The 16,502-nt window shown below is 32.6% G+C and carries 15 protein-coding genes; 2 read left to right on the top strand and 13 right to left on the bottom strand.

The features are described 5' to 3' along the window. Window positions 1-9: 9 nt before the first annotated feature. From AC1EU5_RS15625 to AC1EU5_RS15575, 11 genes are all read right to left on the bottom strand, one after another. Window positions 10-324 (bottom strand): hypothetical protein, encoded by a 315-nt coding sequence (locus AC1EU5_RS15625; RefSeq protein ID WP_480193355.1) that lies wholly within the window; start codon window positions 322-324, stop codon window positions 10-12. Further along, window positions 311-2,455, bottom strand: a complete 2,145-nt coding sequence (locus tag AC1EU5_RS15620) for a hypothetical protein (protein WP_480193354.1) — start codon at window positions 2,453-2,455, stop codon at window positions 311-313. The genes AC1EU5_RS15625 and AC1EU5_RS15620 overlap by 14 nt, the downstream gene beginning before the upstream one ends. A gap of 122 nt (window positions 2,456-2,577) precedes the next feature. Next, window positions 2,578-3,186 (bottom strand): recombinase family protein, encoded by a 609-nt coding sequence (locus AC1EU5_RS15615; protein WP_480193353.1) that lies wholly within the window; start codon window positions 3,184-3,186, stop codon window positions 2,578-2,580. A gap of 128 nt (window positions 3,187-3,314) precedes the next feature. After that, a complete protein-coding gene (locus tag AC1EU5_RS15610) occupies window positions 3,315-3,677 on the bottom strand; it encodes a hypothetical protein (protein ID WP_480193352.1) in 363 nt (120 codons plus the stop codon). 251 nt (window positions 3,678-3,928) lie between these two features. Further along, window positions 3,929-5,056: a type II secretion system F family protein gene (locus tag AC1EU5_RS15605; RefSeq protein WP_480193351.1), complete on the bottom strand. Its 1,128-nt coding sequence runs from the start codon at window positions 5,054-5,056 to the stop codon at window positions 3,929-3,931. Further along, window positions 5,046-5,522, bottom strand: a complete 477-nt coding sequence (locus AC1EU5_RS15600) for a prepilin-type N-terminal cleavage/methylation domain-containing protein (protein ID WP_480193350.1) — start codon at window positions 5,520-5,522, stop codon at window positions 5,046-5,048. The genes AC1EU5_RS15605 and AC1EU5_RS15600 overlap by 11 nt, the downstream gene beginning before the upstream one ends. Next, window positions 5,506-5,835 carry a hypothetical protein gene (locus AC1EU5_RS15595; protein ID WP_480193349.1) on the bottom strand — a complete coding sequence of 110 codons (330 nt, stop codon included), beginning with the start codon at window positions 5,833-5,835 and terminating at the stop codon, window positions 5,506-5,508. The genes AC1EU5_RS15600 and AC1EU5_RS15595 overlap by 17 nt, the downstream gene beginning before the upstream one ends. 11 nt (window positions 5,836-5,846) lie before the next feature. Continuing rightward, on the bottom strand, window positions 5,847-7,103 hold the full coding sequence (locus AC1EU5_RS15590; RefSeq protein WP_480193348.1) for a hypothetical protein: 1,257 nt from the start codon (window positions 7,101-7,103) through the stop codon (window positions 5,847-5,849). Between the two features lie 105 nt (window positions 7,104-7,208). Beyond that, on the bottom strand, window positions 7,209-7,673 hold the full coding sequence (locus AC1EU5_RS15585) for a hypothetical protein (protein ID WP_480193347.1): 465 nt from the start codon (window positions 7,671-7,673) through the stop codon (window positions 7,209-7,211). Between the two features lie 107 nt (window positions 7,674-7,780). Next, window positions 7,781-8,149, bottom strand: coding sequence for a hypothetical protein (locus tag AC1EU5_RS15580; RefSeq protein WP_480193346.1), 369 nt, complete (start codon window positions 8,147-8,149; stop codon window positions 7,781-7,783). A 112-nt stretch (window positions 8,150-8,261) separates the two neighbouring features. Beyond that, the gene (locus tag AC1EU5_RS15575) at window positions 8,262-8,624 is read right to left on the bottom strand and encodes a hypothetical protein (RefSeq protein WP_480193345.1); all 363 of its coding nucleotides are present in this window, start codon (window positions 8,622-8,624) and stop codon (window positions 8,262-8,264) included. 323 nt (window positions 8,625-8,947) lie between these two features. Here AC1EU5_RS15575 and AC1EU5_RS15570 point away from each other — a divergent pair, with 323 nt between their 5' ends. Both AC1EU5_RS15570 and AC1EU5_RS15565 read left to right on the top strand, forming a co-directional pair. Further along, window positions 8,948-10,507 carry a helix-turn-helix domain-containing protein gene (locus AC1EU5_RS15570; RefSeq protein WP_480193344.1) on the top strand — a complete coding sequence of 520 codons (1,560 nt, stop codon included), beginning with the start codon at window positions 8,948-8,950 and terminating at the stop codon, window positions 10,505-10,507. Window positions 10,508-10,586: 79 nt separating this feature from the next. Continuing rightward, window positions 10,587-11,093, top strand: a complete 507-nt coding sequence (locus AC1EU5_RS15565) for a hypothetical protein (protein WP_480193343.1) — start codon at window positions 10,587-10,589, stop codon at window positions 11,091-11,093. Here the strand turns inward: AC1EU5_RS15565 and AC1EU5_RS15560 are convergent. Both AC1EU5_RS15560 and AC1EU5_RS15555 read right to left on the bottom strand, forming a co-directional pair. Beyond that, entirely contained in the window at window positions 11,076-11,630 is a 555-nt protein-coding gene (locus AC1EU5_RS15560; protein WP_480193342.1) for an RNA 2'-phosphotransferase, read from the bottom strand. The genes AC1EU5_RS15565 and AC1EU5_RS15560 overlap by 18 nt on opposite strands. Beyond that, entirely contained in the window at window positions 11,631-16,484 is a 4,854-nt protein-coding gene (locus AC1EU5_RS15555; RefSeq protein ID WP_480193341.1) for a DUF6443 domain-containing protein, read from the bottom strand. Between the last annotated feature and the right edge of the window lie 18 nt (window positions 16,485-16,502).

Here is a 16,502-nt window from a genome sequence, read left to right as displayed (position 1 = left end):
CTGGATTAGCTATTCTTCTTCATCTTCCGCCTTTTCAAGTAAATCGTAGTCTTTCAGTTCATTATAAATGCTAACTAATTCAGTATTGAGCTGGGAAATATACTCTTTACTTATATGAAAATATAAGTCTTCATTAACATCATCAAGTTCGAATTCGAATTTTCCCTTTTTTAATTCGATAATTAATCTGTTAAAAACATTTTTAACTTCGTTTGGTTTATCCTCAGTCAAAATTATCTCGAGGTTGTTATTAGGGATTAAAAATACTAATGTTGCTTTTTCCCCATCTCCCTCTCTTTTTATCTTTGCTTTATGTGTTTCCATATATTTTTCCTCTTTCGCCAAAGGCTTCTTTTCCGCCCTCTAATGTTTTCATACTAATTTCTTTCCAATCCAAATCTGATTTTGAGCCATTATTGCATTTCAAGCTGTTCGAAAACGGATTGCCTAAATATGTATAATATCCATTTATATCATGTTCTCTGTAAATAGAATTATAAGGTAATGTTCTAACTGCAATATTTGCATCGTGGGTTGCTATAATAACTTTTTTGCCACTTTGAGCTTTCTCTTTAAGAATAGGAACAATAACATTACTTATGTAGTCATTGCCTAGACTTTTTTCTGGTTCATCAATAATATAAATTTCTTTATTTTCTAATAATTCATTATGTAAAAGTACCATTGAAGATTCTCCAGTTGATGGCTGATATTCATTACCATCTATTGTGAAACAGCGATTAAAAATTAGTAAATCACTTAAATTATTAATTGATTCTGCCCCTTCTATTTCTTTCAGCTCTGTGATTTTTTCAAAAAGCGAATTTTCGTAAAGATGTTTTGATATTATATTTAAAATTGAGGCGACCTTTTTCTGTGGCTTTTTGGTAGAATTCTTTTTAACAGGTTTATAACTTGTGTTGTGTAAAGTCCCATTCTGAATAAAAATATTTGTTTGGCAGAAAAGCTTTCCTTTCTCGTCCAGATCTCCTACATATCTTATTTCAGGCTCTATAGTTTGATTAATATTTGATAATAGTTTATTTAAATCTTTTTCTATTCTTATTCTGTTACTTGCATATTCAGCAAAACCAGTTTTAATAGGCTTCTGCTGTTGCCCAGTTTTCTTTGCTATTTCTTCTACAAATACATGGATAATTTGATTGAAAAGGGAAATACTTCGTAAATCGAGTAACCTATTGTTAGATTCATCCTTAAGTTTTTCTAAAACTTTACTAACAATTGATCTTAACTCCAGAAATAATTCTGAACCAATTATCCGCTGAAGTAACGAATCTGAGTTAATATATTTAATAAAATCACGAATATGTTTGAAACTTTCGGAAATCTCAACAAATGCTCTTTCTGATGAAGACTCATCGAACTCATTAAAATTATTTATTCTTAGTTTCTTAGATAATTTATTTGTTTTATCTTCCTTAAAATATCTTAAATATGAGCCTAAGCTTGATATATTCTTTTCACTCGAATTTCTAATTGATTTTAATTCCTCTGCACAATCTGATATCCCAAAATTTTCAACATTGGCATCATAAGAAACCCCTTTCAAGTCGTATGTTTCATCAAGTTTTTTGTTACTAGACACATAAACTTCGTTTTTAAATCCTAAATCGTTATAATATTTTGAAAGTGCTTTAAGTATTTCGGTTTTTCCTGTACCCTTAGAACCAAATATTATGTTGATGTCATTATAAATATCAATATTTACAAGCTCAGCAACATTAAATGGATTTAATTGAATTTCTTCTTTAGTTTTTTTATCAAGAATAGTATCTATTGTTGCCACATCTTTTTCCAACAATAAACAAAATTGCTCATAAGATTCCACTGGTAATCTTAAATCAGGAAGCTGTTTGGCTATATGTTGATAATCATTCCAATTCTGAATATCTGAACCATAAATCGAATTATGCCCATGACTAATATAAATACCAGCAGAAATTGAGTTAGTGGCTTCCTTCAACACTCTTCTACCATCCGAAACTAACCCGATCAATTTGTTTAAATCTTCGTCATTTAAGTTGGGCTTTTTAGCATAATAATGAGCTATGTAAATGGTGTCAAAACTATCGAAACTACTAACAGTATCTTCTATAGATATAGTAAAGTTGTCCTCGGTTTTTCCAATTAGTAATTCATTTACTTTATTACTGAATGATAGAGCGAAGTTTGGATTTACAATTACTATCAAGTGAGCTCGTCTACCCTCTTCAACTATATCTAATTCAATACCTGGCCAAATTTGACAAGTGTCACTTACCTTGTTTTTTATTTCCTCATATTGTTTAAGGTCAAAATGATTGTGATTTGTTATGGCTAAAATCCCAACATCAGTTAATCTAATTATTTCATCAAATTTTTCTGCATCAATATTCCTATATTCTGAATCCCCACTTTTGCATTTTTTCGTATGTACATGAATATCAATTTTCATTCAATATTGTCTTTTATTACGTCAATATGTATGCTCAAATATTAAAAATATTCTGGCCAATACTTTATCCGTTAAATTTATAGATTAAACCAAGGCCAAAAAAGGGGAAAAATCCCCTTTTTTTATTTTTTTTTATAAGGTCTGATTCCTTTTACCTTCCTATATTTTAAATACTTGTAATAAGTGGCTCTACTTATTCTTAATTCATCTAAAATTTCAGAGACACTTAATTTTCCTTCTTTAAAATAATGTTCTGCCAACATAGCTTTTTTCTTTGCCTTTTCACTGAGTCCTCTTGGTGCTCCAAGAATTTTGCCCCTAGCTCTTGCTGAGGCCAATCCTGCTTTTGTTCTTTCAATAATCAAAGATCTTTCAAATTCTGCCAGAGAGGCAAAAATATTCTTGACCAACTTTCCTTGTGGAGAACTGTCTGAAGTATTAATAAAGGGCTCTGTCAAAGATCTAAACATTACCCCTTTTTCATCAAGTTCATTCATCAACTTCACAAATTGTATCAGACTACCAACAATTCTATCTAGCTTCCAAACAACTATTGTATCTCCTTCTCTAACATACTCTAGCAGTTTCTTTAAATTTTTCTTTTCATCCGAAGCCCTTGAAATTTTGTCAGTATAAATTCTCTTTTCGGAGATACCTTCTTTTAAGAAAGCATCTAATTGTAAATCTAAGTTCTGTTTTTCTCGACTGACTCTTGCATATCCAAATACCATAACAAATAGTTTATTAAAAGGTTAAAAAGTAAACTAATTATTTATTACGGGAAATTAAACTTTAAATATTAGGAAATCAAAAAATGTTGATAAAGTTTAAAATTACGGTCGTTATAATAAACTTCATTTTATCCACTCTCCCTCAACCTATTCTCACATTCAATAATCTTAGCCAGTCCTTGACTAGCAATTTTTGCTAAATCATTAGTATTCTCAGATTTACTTAACTTAAATTGAATAGGGGAAAACTCATTATCAGATTCAAGATAACGCTTCCGTTTTTTCAATTTAAAAAGTGCCACCGCTAGATACTTTTTGAGCTTTTGAAATCGCCATTGGCGTTCAATAGATTGGCAGCTCTCAGCTTCTAAACGTACTAACTCCATAAACAGTTCTCTATCTGCACCGTACCTTCTCCCCTTTTCACAATTAAAAGCTCGACGGATAAAAATTTCATAATTTCTCCCCTTACGCGTATAGTCTTCATTCATCTATATCGTTTTTAGTAAACCGAAAAAAATGCGCTATAGATGGAAAATGGGGAGTGTATTTTCCATAGAAAAATCCAGAAAACCTAGATCCTCTTTTTCATAGCCAAATCAGTTATTGTAATAGTTAATCACAAATGTGCCTATTACCTACATATAAAACAATAGGACTTTGCCTATTTTCCTATAGAAAAAACACCCTTTAAGAAACAGGAAAAGACCCCTTGAAATATTCAATTTTTCTTAGTAGGTAATCAGCTTAAAACTGAACTGAGCGTAAACATTGGTAAGTACATTGCTATTAAAATTACGGCAACGAGTGCTCCTAAAAATATGATAATCAGAGGTTCAAGAATAGTGCTCAACATTTTTGACTTGTATTGTATCTCTTCATTGTATTGTGAGGTTAACCGCTCAAAAATGAATTCATTCTGATTTGTTTCTTCTGCCACTTTTAATAGTGAAATCATTTTTTGATCAAATACCTTATGTTTTTGAAGGCTTTCACTTAAATTTTTACCCTGTAAAATAGCCGCTTCAACTTCAAATAAGGCTTTTTGTAACGGATAAAAATCAATCATTTTCTTTGTTAATTGAATACTATTTAGAACAGGAACCTTGGCCTGTGTTAGCAAAGCCACCGCCTGTGTGAACTGACCCACGTACATTTTACGCAATAACTCACCCAAAAAAGGAATTTTCAGCACAATTTTTGAGTGTATTCTTTGATACCACTCTTTTTTTGACACTACTTTTCTGGCAATAAAAAAACCTAGCACAACAATAAAAAATAACCAAAAATACTCTTGAAATAGCAACGATATTTTAATGATCACTTTCGTAAGCCATGGCAGCTCCACCTGATTTTGTTTAAAAATATCTGCAAACATAGGCACCACGTAACGCAACATAAACAAAACGGCCAATACAGCAGTAATTAACACAACTATTGGATAGGAAAGGGCACTAACGACTGTTCTTTTCTGTTCATTTCGTCTTCTAAAAAATAAGCCCAATTCTCTTGTTACATCTTGTAATGTACCTGTTTCTTCACCAATTTTTAACGAATAGTATTCATACTCAGTAATATCTTTATCGATTTTTAAGCCTTTTGAAAAACTGCTACCCGATAAAATGGCATTCACTATATGCTCTAACCGGGCCTTGTCTTTTTCCTTTTTTTGTTTGGCCGCAATTAATGACAATGCCTCTTTTAAGCTTATACCTGCCTTTAACAAGACGCTGAGTTCAGTATAAAAGGCCTCTTTCTTTTTATTGGTAAATGATGTGCCTAGAGAAATTTCAGTCTTTAATAATTGATCAACATCAAAGCCTTTTGAAGCTGGTTTCTTTGTTTGAATATTTTCAAGATTAAATGCCATAGTCATTCATATAAAAAGCTGCATCTTTTGTTTTTGAAATAAATAATTTCTTTTCAGGAAATTCTTTTGATACTTGTAATTCAATAGCATCAATTGCATTTTCTTTTACAACGGCTCCATCTAAATACCTTATTGAATTAAAGACCTGCACATGCAAGGTGTCATGATTTCTTAAGACAAAGTGCTCGGTAAAATGATATACAACGGTATCTTTAACTGAAACTCCTTTTAATTGGTTATTCTTATTATTGTACAACAACTGGTAGCTTTGAAAATCATATACTAAGGCTCTTTCTAATTGCTGTATCTCAGTATTAACATCATAATTTTTGCCTATTGCATGTACTTGCTTTTGAATTAAATTCAATACAGTTAATGACAGGCCTACCACAATGCTTGAAATAACCAAAACCACCAGCATTTCTGAAATGGTAAAGGCGCTTACCTTTTTATGGAGTGGCTTCATGATCTAATTTTCTGGTTATCTTTTGGTTTGTTTTATCATTTGTTGCCTGCAATACAACATTGTTATGTGAAACACCTTTTTCTTGTACAATTGTAACCTCCCAATCCTTAAAGTCAGCTGCATAGTTCGCTGCTATTTTCTGATGCTCATACAAATATTGTAGTTTGTTTAATTCATTTTCCATAGCACTTGTATTACCTTTTACTGTTGATTTAAAAACAATGTTTAATGACAATGAGGTGATGGTAAAAATCACAATAATCAGCACCGACGCCACCAACACTTCAACCAAGGTTGAGGCTTTTACTTTCATTTTTATAAGTTTTAATAATACACCCATTTCGCCACTTTTGATTTTGAATTTTCAAAACTTAATCCTGCATATCTCTCGGGCAACTCGGTACTTAAAATCTGTCCATTATACAGATGATTTTTATAGACCGAACCAAACTGGTTTGCAATAAAACCTTTAGTATAAACACTACCTTTTACTGTACCTTTTAGTTCCAGATTTTTTTGACAATATACCTCTCCAATAACCTCGCTATCTTTTTCAATGATGAGCTGGGCTTTATAATTTTCCAGCTGATTTTGAGTCAGGAACCCTACAATACCATTAGTGCTTGTATTCTTTTTCACCTTTAATTGATTGGGTTCTGCCGACTCTTTATTTTGCTGACTTGGCATCGACCTTTTTTCATTAAGTATTAAAGACGACGGATAATGCAGTCTCACATTCTCACCAACTAATAATTCTTGTTCTGCAAAGGCTTGAATAGTACCTACTACGCCTTTTTTTATTTCTATTTCAGGAGCTATCAAAATAACATCGTTAAGCTTGGTGGATTCGTGAATGACAATTTTGGTATCAGATATCACCATGATGTTACCAGCCATTTGAACATCCGCTAATTCAAGTGTTGCAGATGACCGCAGCATCTTTGTTTTTTGGTTAAACGGATTTACTATTTGTGTGTCGACACTTAGATCTAAAACATCAAAATCACTTGATTGTATGATTGAATCTTTAAACTGTTGAAGTCTTTCAATACTATAAGATTTCGGTAATTGCTTACTGCTTTTTTCTACCCTTCCATAAATTAATTGAGAGCCTGTATAAGAATGTCCTGAAATGCTCCCTTGTTTTATTCCTTTTTCAGGTAACACGGCTGTTCCTTCTATTCTAGTATTCCCTACCACAACCAAAGGTTGATTTTCATCTTGCAAATACAGGGCCGGCTTACTATTTGAATGACTTGCTAATAATGCTGTTTTAGTGATTTTTTCATTCCCTTTTTTAGTAGTAACAGTTAGTATTTGAAAGATGCCCCATTGTTTTTTTGATATAGAAGCTTCAATGCCTGTTTCATCACTAGAAAAATTCTGATTATTCTCTAAAGCTTGAAACACCATTGCATTCCGCCGAACTACCTCTTTAAAAACAGTATTCTTTAAACGCAACTTTTGTTGGGTATAGGTTAGGCCTATAAAACCAAATACCAATAGGGCAATTACCACCGAAATAAAAATGGTGTATTGCAGTGCGCCAGCTTTTAGTTTTGTTTTTAAAAGGTTTTTCATGCTAATTTTAATGTGTCATTGCGAAGTAAATTTATTTACTGTGGCAATCTTTTATTTGTTTTTTACAGATTACTTCGTCGTTTCATTCCTCGTAATGACGAACCATTATTTAGAAATTGAGAATGACTGTCGCTCCCCTTGAAATTGTACAGTAACTGATTTTGAGTTGCCTTTTAGCAACTTAATATCTTCTTGGGTTTGGTATTTTTTAAAGAAATATTGTTGACCATTTATTTGTATGATAAAAACCTGTGTAGCACCATTAGCAACCACGCCTTTATAAACTACCTTAGGAAAGGGTTGCTTTGCCTGTGGCTTTGTTTTTACCACCCGTTTTGTTTCTGATTTTTTTATAGTGGGTGCTTTACCCAAAAACGGATCTCTATAGTTTGCTTTAATGCTAAAGGGTTCTGACTCCTGTATCTCCTGTGGTTTAAAAGCCAACTCTTGACTAACAGCAGTTACATTAGATTTTTTAGGCTTTACTGCCGAATAAATTTTATAGCCCAGTAGCCCCCAAACCATCAATACTGCAGGTAATAAGAAATAGATATTTTTTTTATTTTTCATTTTATTAATTCCTGTCATTGCGATCCGCCTGTGGCGGAGAAGCAATCTGCTTAAAACAAAAGATTACTTCGTCATTTCGATAGCTATCGAAACTCCTCGTAATGACGTTAAGGTTTTTCTACAATAAAATTATTCGTCGTATACGCTGTTGAAAAGGCACTATTTAAAGCCTTTACCCGCCACTCATAAGCACCAGTTTGTAAAGAGTCTATACTAAATGAGGTACTTGTAAGCAAGGTGTCTAATTTTAACTGAATAGCCTGCTCAAAATTGGGTGTTGCAATTTGAAGCTTATAGCTACTTGCTCCCAAAACATTTTGCCAGCTATAACCAATTTGTTCATTGGTTTTTAATACAACATTATCCGTTGGCGCCAAGGTAACCACATTGTCATTAGAAAGGTTATCTTCATTGATGACTTCTTCACAGGAAACCATACAGAGTACCCATAAAAAAATGAATATACGTTTCTTCATTTCTTCTAGATTTTGATTCTAAAAAATATGGGTAAAGATTAGGAAATGTATGATTTTAGCAACAGGTTAAATGTACTAAAAATTATTGAGGTTTGCCAATATAACTCTCAAATTAACCACTCTCACGCAATCTATTCTCACACTCTATTATCTTAGCTAATCCTAAACTTGTAATTTTAGCCAGATCATTTGCATTTTTAGCACTATGTAACATTAATTGTATCGGTGAAAACTCATCATCAGAGGAGTAATAACGTTTACGTTTTCTTAATTTGGTAAGTGCAGTACTTATATAATTCTGTGTCTTTTGAAACCGCCTCATATAATAAGTGGATTCGCTATCTTCTATTTCTAACCTATACAACTCAATGAGTATTTCACTAGTTGCTCCATACCTTCTCCCTTTTTCACAGTTAAAAGCTCTACGTATTAAAATCTCATAATTACGCCCCTCACGCAAATAGTCTTGGGTCATCTATTTCGTACTTAGTATTCCCTAAATGTTTATGATGACTATGGAAAAAGGAGAGTGTATTTCCCCATGAATCAATGGCTATAAAAGCCTGATCTTACAAAGAAGTATTTTATACCACACACTTAAAGTATATGATGAACTGATAAATGATTTCTCCTATAAAATCTCCCCAATAAAATCTATGCAGTACTACAGCGTAAATGTAAAGACACCTATAAGGCTCTGCAAACTGTTGTTGTCTAGCTTCTTGATTTTAGGGTTATAGATGCAATAAAAATTGTTCTATTTTTAGATGCGCAAACATTTATAACACAACCTAAAAGATGATTAGCCTCGGATGTTTTAAAAGTTATAGTATCACTTTAGCAATTACTTTTTTCGTAATTACATGTTCCTTTTCGCAAAATAATACCCTCTTTTTAACCAAGTTAAAAGAGATAGACGAACAGGTTGATCGTAGAGATTATGATAAAGCAAAACTCCTTTTAAAAGAAGTAGAGCTAAACAGTAACTCATTAAATACTGAAGAAAAATATGCGCTTGATTTGCGAGTTGCTAAAGTACAATACTATGCTGATGATGACAATACGCTCATCAACCATATACTTGCTAATCTTGATAAGATTAATAAAATGCGAAGCACCGATCTGCAATACGACTATTTGACCTTTATAGGGCAAGTATTTAAAGGGGCTAAGAATTTTAAAAAAGCTATCTTCTTTAATAAGCAAGCATTACTAAACGCACAAGGGCGAAGTGATACTCTAGGTATTATTTTTACTTGTCTAAAAATCGGGCGTAATTATTATAGAATAGAGTATAGTGATTCAACCAAGCTATATGATAACAATAGAGATAGTGCTTTGTTTTATTATAAGAAGGCTTTAGCATTCCCCGAAAATCAAAAAACAAATAAATATCTTACGAGAATCTATGATAATCTTAGCAGAATAGAAGCTAAAACAGGTAGCCTTTCTTTAGCTGAAGAATATGCAACAAAGGCACTAATTATAAATAAAAACATCAATAATTATTTTGGAATAGCAATTTCTCTAAGTAATCTAAGTCATATTTATTTTTTTAAAAACGAACCTGAAAAAGCTATTGAGTATGCTCTTGAATCAAATGATTTCATTAAAGATAAATCATTAAGTATTCGTAGAGATAACCTAGAAAATATTGCTAAAAGCTATAAACTCTTAGGTAACAATGAAAAAGCCCTTACCTATCTGGAAGAAGCAACGGAGATTTCTGATAGGATCGCTAAAAGAACCCTTGCTAAAGAGATAAATGATATTGAAGCAAAACATAACGTAACCAGGGAACAAACCAAGACCTTAAAAGAAAAGAATAAACGACAGTACATTTTTTATAGCGCCCTTATTATTGTCTTACTATTAATTACACTTAGCTCATTATTTTACATTCGATCAAAGACCTATAAAAAACGTTTTAATAAGCTGATCGCTTCTATAGAAAAGCAACCTAAAAAAGTGCCTGTAAAAAAAAACAAACTAGCGGGTGTTCCTTCTGAAGTAATAGAAGAAGTATTGCAAAAACTAGATGCCTTTGAAAAAGAAAATCAATACCTAACTAAAAACCTTACTTTAAATTTAGTAGCAGAAAACCTAGAAACAAAACCTACATATCTCTCTAAAATTATCAACTTTTATAAAAATAAAAATTTCACCTCATACCTTAATGAAGCTCGTGTAAATTATGCAGTTCGTAAGTTAAAAACTGATAAGCGATTTCAGAACTATACTATAAAAGCTATTGCAGATGAATGTGGGTTTAACAACCCAGAGTCTTTCTCTCTTACATTCCATAAAAAAACAGGACTATACCCCTCTTATTTCATTAAGCAGCTTCAAAAATTGTAATAGCAAATAAATTGCAAAATGATTTCATATCGCGTAACAAATAGTTACATTTATGTTCTATAAAAGAATTATATAGAATATGATTACGCTTGAAGAAATAGGCATTAAATACCCTATCAATACTGGTGCTCCAGAACCTAAGATTTTATGTAATGATCTCAACTTAGTGCTATTATTTTACATAGATCTTCTGGATTTACCTAAAATTACAAATAAAATAAAACAACGTGATAGCACTAGTGATACAGGAGTAGCAATAATGAAGTTTAAAAGAAATTATATTTTTAAATATGGTCTCCCTAATGATGAAGTTTTAATAGGGCATCCATATTATAAGTTAGGTTTAAGACGTTACTCTTTTTTCAAAGTCAATGATTCCGATTGGATAAAAGAAATTAAAAGAATAGAAGCTCATCATCCATATTTTGATCCTAATAGCTTTGAGGGGTTAAATCATTTCATAATTACTTTTAAAGAAAACACTTTTGAGTGCATTGCTGAAGACTTCACAATTGATTACTCAATGGATACTTTAGATGAAGTTTTAAAAAAAGAGTTTAACTCTTTTTCAGCTAACTCTTTTTAAATATTTAGAACTAATTCTATCTGAGAGCCATAAGCTATTCGCTTCATTATAAAAACAAACCCCTTGCTTATATGCCATTTCAGATTCTACTCTTAAAAGAATAGGTTTAGAAGTTTTCCTTAAAGCTACTTTTATAGCATCTTCTTTATTTTCAGACAAGTGAACATATTGTCTTTGCATAGGAAGCAAGCCCTTATCAAAAATATTTTTAATCATTTCTTCTTTTGTGCCATGATATAAATATTTGGGAGGATTAGAAGCTTCTTTTATTATTTTCTCTTTAATAGAATGACCATAAGAAGCTCGTATTTTATCTTCCTTAATTTCATGCCGCTTCTTTTGTGACTGAGCTATCATATTTTCAATATATACAATCGATAAATCACTATACTTTTTATCTATTGATTTTAGAGAAGATATTAGTATATTCACATCAACCCAACCATTTTTATCTAACTCTAAATTATATAAAGATGGTTTGTGCCTTAGCGCATGTGATATTGTTTTACTTAATTCAATAAAATTTATCTTATCCATTTAATGACTTATAACATTACTAGTACCTGATTCTCTTATAGTACTAGTCCCTGCACTTGTTAATTTATTTCTTCTTAATTGATCGGTTAACATATCCTCATATAAACTTTCTCCAGTTCTATTAACAACATTCCACTTACTTCTAGGCACTCCAGCTCGTGTTAGAGCTGCAGAAGATCTAGTATTCAAAATTAAAGTATTCCCATCGCGTATGACTATATCAATAGGAACTTCTTTAATAGCCATTTTTTTCGATGAAATTAACCCTGCTAATTCATCAACTGTCATACCAAAGAACTTACTCTTCTTACCTGTAAATGTACCGCCAAATGTTTTTTGAGCCCAATTAGCTGTTTCAAGTAGTTTTCGATTTTTTGATAAAATATTTTTTGCTCTTACAAAGCGATAAACCCACCTACCTCCTTGGAATATTTTTACTGCAGCCCATTCTCCCACTACAAACAAAATTATTTCAGTTGCGGCTGTAGTTACTGCATTTTTTTTCTCTTGACTGTCCGGTAATACACCAAAAGAGTAACCTATTCCAGCAACTCCTCCCATAGGTTGTTGCTGAGTACCACAATCAGGTGGGCATTCTCCTTCGCCCTCTCCATAATCCTTATCTTCAGCTGTAGCTCCATTAGATCCTGAAAAACTGCCATCATTATTATTAGTCCAAGTTGTTTTACCTGAACCTGACTTGCGCAAAATATCCTTTAATAAACTTTCAGCATCCGCTCCCGATGGATCAGACCAATAAACAGGATTATTATCAAAAGCCATATAAGTACTCAACGAATGATGCGTCACAGGATCAACAGAAGTAAATCTTGCGATAGCCTGGTCATAACTTCTCACATCCATTTCATACAAATTTAAACCATTGGCTTCTTCTAATTCAATCCCATTGTACATAAACTTATTCGCGACACTATTCCCACCACTATTTACAACCGTATTATACCCTTTATGTTTTAGGCCAAAAGGATAGTAGTTGTTTTCTTTTATGATCTCTAAATCAACTGGATTGCTCGTATTTTGATTTTTATTTGTATAACTTAAACGCACATTCCCTAAATGATCTTTATACTGGTAGATGTAATCATAGCCGCCAGAGCCATCTGGTGTTACATAGCCTTCCGGGTGATTAAAAAATTGTAGGTTGTTATTCTCATATATGTAATTACCAGTATAATCTGTAATGGTAGCACCAACTATTTTTCTTAACTTTATTCCTACAGCATCATATACATAATCAATACTTTGACCATTAATAGTGGCTTGCGTTGGTAAGTTTAAATGATTATAGCTAATACCATTTGCAGCAATTCCTTTATTCAAGTCCTGGATCATATTACCGTTGGTGTCATATGCATAATCATTACCCGATATATTACCATCTTTAAAGCCATATTGAATACTGGCTCCATTTTGTTCAGTAACACTTATTAACTTATTACCATTGGCTGCTCCGTAGTCATATACCAAATCATCCATTACACCAAAAGCAGTCACTGCACCACTACCATCTAAAGCCGTATGCCCCTGTCTTTGTAAGCCAAGTATATTTCCATTTTTATCGTATGTAACCGAACTTAAATTATAGTTCGTGGTATTATCCGTACCTGCAGTAATTCTATTCAATGCATCATAGGTATAATTATAGGTTTTCAAAGAACTATCTAGATTGGCTGTACGCCATTGCGTTTGAGAAATATTCCCATTAAACAATGGTGAGGTACCGCCATCATAGACAATTTCAAAGTTAAATAATTTATTGGTGTTATTTACATCATTCATATTCTTTAACCAACCTCTTACATTATAGTCATAGGTCACATTTTGCAAAGCTGCAGATTCTACATTGCCTACTTTCTTGTTAACCAATTGCCCTAATGCATCATAGCTATTTTCAGCAATGAGTTCTACCTGACTACCAGAAATACTTCCTTGTTTTATTTGTATATCAACTGTTTGCCCTACTTTGGGGCTGGCTTCAAAACCAGGGTTTAATTCTATACTACCTGAAGCTTCTATGGCCTTGCTTACGCCAGGATTTACCGTTTCTGTGGTTACTAAGGTAGTTTGTATACCATCAGCTCCGTCACTTCCACAGTCATCATCTAATGTCGAGCCACCTATACATTGCACCTGCTTTAATACTCTACCTGCTTGGTCATAGGTAAAAGTATCTAAGGTGACCAACTCAGATTCATTATCATATACATGACTGGTACGTACCTTTAAAGCTCTGCCCACAAAGTCAAGATCTGTTTTTACAATATCTATAGTATTTAAAAAGTCATTCTGTGTATACACATAAATAGGACGTGCCTTAGCATCATAATAAGTAACCGTAGTGATCCATTTTTCAGGGCTCTGGTCCAATACTTTTACTTTGGTACCAGTAGCTAAACTTCTTACCTGATCTGTAGTAGCCTCATCAAACACGGTTTCGGGATTAGTGCCAGGATCAAAAGGAGCTTCTGAAAAATCATAATCATCATAATAGTTGATAGTTAAGATCTCCAAATTAGTAGTCGGAAAGTCAATATTACCATAACCCGTACTACTAGCATCTCTTACTTCATAATTGGCTTCAGCTCCTTGCTTAGCATCAAAAAGTGCTTGTAAATCCAATCGGTCATTGGAACTATCGCTATACTTACCTGTATAAACCACCCTGCCGAAAGCATCATATTTAGTAAATAACCATTGATTGCTTGCTTGTAGGTTTGCATCTTGGATCAGTACTGGTCTGTCTAACTTGTCATAAACAATGCTTTCTAATCCTTTACCGGGTAGTTTCTTTTCTATAAGTCGGTTTCTATGGTCATATTTATATTGGTAGCATAGTTCATCTAGAATGGGTTGGTCAATCATTATCTGATCTACCGCCTTTGGAGGAATAACAAAGGTTAAGTTACCATAATCGTCATACACATAATAAGTGTCGTGCGGTTGGTTTTCATTATAAGTACGTTTTAAGACCACTCTATCTTGCTTGTCTTTAAACTCTTCAGTGGTATGATCTTTATCATAGGTTTGTCCATCTTGCCAATTTTCATCTTTGGTGATGGTTTTGTACAATTCAGCTAGATCATAATATCCATTCTCCACCAATAAGGGTTTTTCTGTATCGCTCTCATTAGTATTGGTATAAAGCTCAAAATCAACTTCAAATAAACGTACTTCGTCGGTTGTATTTGTCTCGTAATTAAACTTAATAGTATGGCCATCTGTATGTCCATTGGCATCAATAACAGTTCCTTTTTTCCATGAATCACCCGGTGCTGTTTGCTCTAATACCCTATTTAATGGTGAAGCTTCAAATAACTTTTCCGAAAAAGGATTGATATCTGCCTCAAGGGTATTGGTAAAGTCATCTGCATATTTATTCTTATAAAAAGCATTAATATCTAGATTAGGGCGATACTTCTCACCTGTATTGGATGCCTCTGCAAATGACAAAAAGTCCTTAGCTTGTCTACCAAAGTCATCATATGTTATAGGGGTAATCAGGTCTTCGCCATTACCTCCTGCTCTAATAGCTACCTCTTGCATAGGCCTACCCAATCCATCAAAATAACTCACATTTTCTATAACATCGCTGTTGATCTTAATGCTATCTAAGCTGGTCATAGCTTTCTGTGGAGCCATGGTATAGACATAATTATGATTCCCTAGATTTGGAGCACTATAGAGATAATCGCCTATACTTTGTGAAGTGAAATAGTTTTCAAACCAATCTATAGATTTAGTGTTATATCCTGCTTGGGAAATGTCAATATCATTATCAGAATCTATATCACCTATATTAAAATGAATATTATAATTTAAATCTTGTTTAATGACATGCTTGGTAAAGCCTTCGTTACCATCATTCTCAAACCATACTAATCCTTGCAAATAATAATCAATTGCTAAAACATCTTCATTACCATCATTATTAACATCTTCAATATAGATATAACCCGGAAAGCCAGCATTAGGTGCTATTAATTCTTTTGTAAAATTCTGATTACCATCATTTTTCAACCAATTTAATTCATCTGTGTCTCTGGAATAGACCACGAAATCTTTAAAAGTATCACCATTAATATCCTTATAGCTTTCCTTACTATAAAAATATTCTGAATCAACCAAAGCAAGAGATGTTTGGTGCTTAGTGAAGTTTTGAGCCCCGTCATTTTCATACCATGAAACTACATTCGAAATAGAATCAGAAGCAAATAAATCAATATAACCATCACTATTCAAATCTATTCTACTTATCTCTCTGTCAGCATTTAAAAAGCTTATATCAAGAGACCTTTCAACCAAATTTAAATTCCCTTGGTTTTCAAGCCATTCAATCTGATTCGTAGTTGAAAAATAAGTGCTATTTGAAGGTATTATATCTTGATCGCCATCGCCATCCATATCATTTATCTCCATCCATGATGAACTTTCTAAAATTGGATTAATGAGCTTTTCAAAATCTTGACTAGAATCATTTACTAAAATCACCGCCTCCATCGTTTCAAAATTATTTGCATTTGTTTGTACCCATAGATCTGGATACTCATCTGAATTAATATCAATAATTTCAAAATAAAAAGGATAATTAATTTGATCTTTTAAAATTCTTTTTGAAAAATCTTGATTTCCATCATTCTCAAACCATAAAACTTGACTATTGGAAGGATCAGTTACAACAATATCCATATCGCCATCATTATCTAAATCAACAACGGCAGTAAAGCCTCCAATTTCTTGTGCATTCTCTTCAATAGTATGTTGATTAAAGTCCACCTGCGCAAATAGGGTATAAGAACACAATAGTAACAGTAAATAGGTAAATTTCTTTAGCATTATTCTTGTGTTAATTCT

The organism is Maritimimonas sp. 2405UD52-3 (assembly GCF_056591715.1).
Note: the sequence above shows the minus strand (reverse complement) of the source record. Positions and strands in the feature narration are given on the sequence as shown.

Bases quoted from the DNA above. Each gene is read 5' to 3' on its own strand.
- AC1EU5_RS15560 (WP_480193342.1), bottom strand. From the start codon at position 11,630: ATGGATAAGATAAATTTTATTGAATTAAGTAAAACAATATCACATGCG.
- AC1EU5_RS15595 (WP_480193349.1), bottom strand. From the start codon at position 5,835: ATGAAAGTAAAAGCCTCAACCTTGGTTGAAGTGTTGGTGGCGTCGGTG.
- AC1EU5_RS15580 (WP_480193346.1), bottom strand. From the start codon at position 8,149: ATGAAGAAACGTATATTCATTTTTTTATGGGTACTCTGTATGGTTTCC.
- AC1EU5_RS15605 (WP_480193351.1), bottom strand. From the start codon at position 5,056: ATGGCATTTAATCTTGAAAATATTCAAACAAAGAAACCAGCTTCAAAA.
- AC1EU5_RS15625 (WP_480193355.1), bottom strand. From the start codon at position 324: ATGGAAACACATAAAGCAAAGATAAAAAGAGAGGGAGATGGGGAAAAA.
- AC1EU5_RS15570 (WP_480193344.1), top strand. From the start codon at position 8,948: ATGATTAGCCTCGGATGTTTTAAAAGTTATAGTATCACTTTAGCAATT.
- AC1EU5_RS15620 (WP_480193354.1), bottom strand. From the start codon at position 2,455: ATGAAAATTGATATTCATGTACATACGAAAAAATGCAAAAGTGGGGAT.
- AC1EU5_RS15590 (WP_480193348.1), bottom strand. From the start codon at position 7,103: ATGAAAAACCTTTTAAAAACAAAACTAAAAGCTGGCGCACTGCAATAC.
- AC1EU5_RS15610 (WP_480193352.1), bottom strand. From the start codon at position 3,677: ATGAATGAAGACTATACGCGTAAGGGGAGAAATTATGAAATTTTTATC.
- AC1EU5_RS15615 (WP_480193353.1), bottom strand. From the start codon at position 3,186: ATGGTATTTGGATATGCAAGAGTCAGTCGAGAAAAACAGAACTTAGAT.
- AC1EU5_RS15585 (WP_480193347.1), bottom strand. From the start codon at position 7,673: ATGAAAAATAAAAAAAATATCTATTTCTTATTACCTGCAGTATTGATG.
- AC1EU5_RS15555 (WP_480193341.1), bottom strand. From the start codon at position 16,484: ATGCTAAAGAAATTTACCTATTTACTGTTACTATTGTGTTCTTATACC.
- AC1EU5_RS15565 (WP_480193343.1), top strand. From the start codon at position 10,587: ATGATTACGCTTGAAGAAATAGGCATTAAATACCCTATCAATACTGGT.
- AC1EU5_RS15575 (WP_480193345.1), bottom strand. From the start codon at position 8,624: ATGACCCAAGACTATTTGCGTGAGGGGCGTAATTATGAGATTTTAATA.
- AC1EU5_RS15600 (WP_480193350.1), bottom strand. From the start codon at position 5,522: ATGAAGCCACTCCATAAAAAGGTAAGCGCCTTTACCATTTCAGAAATG.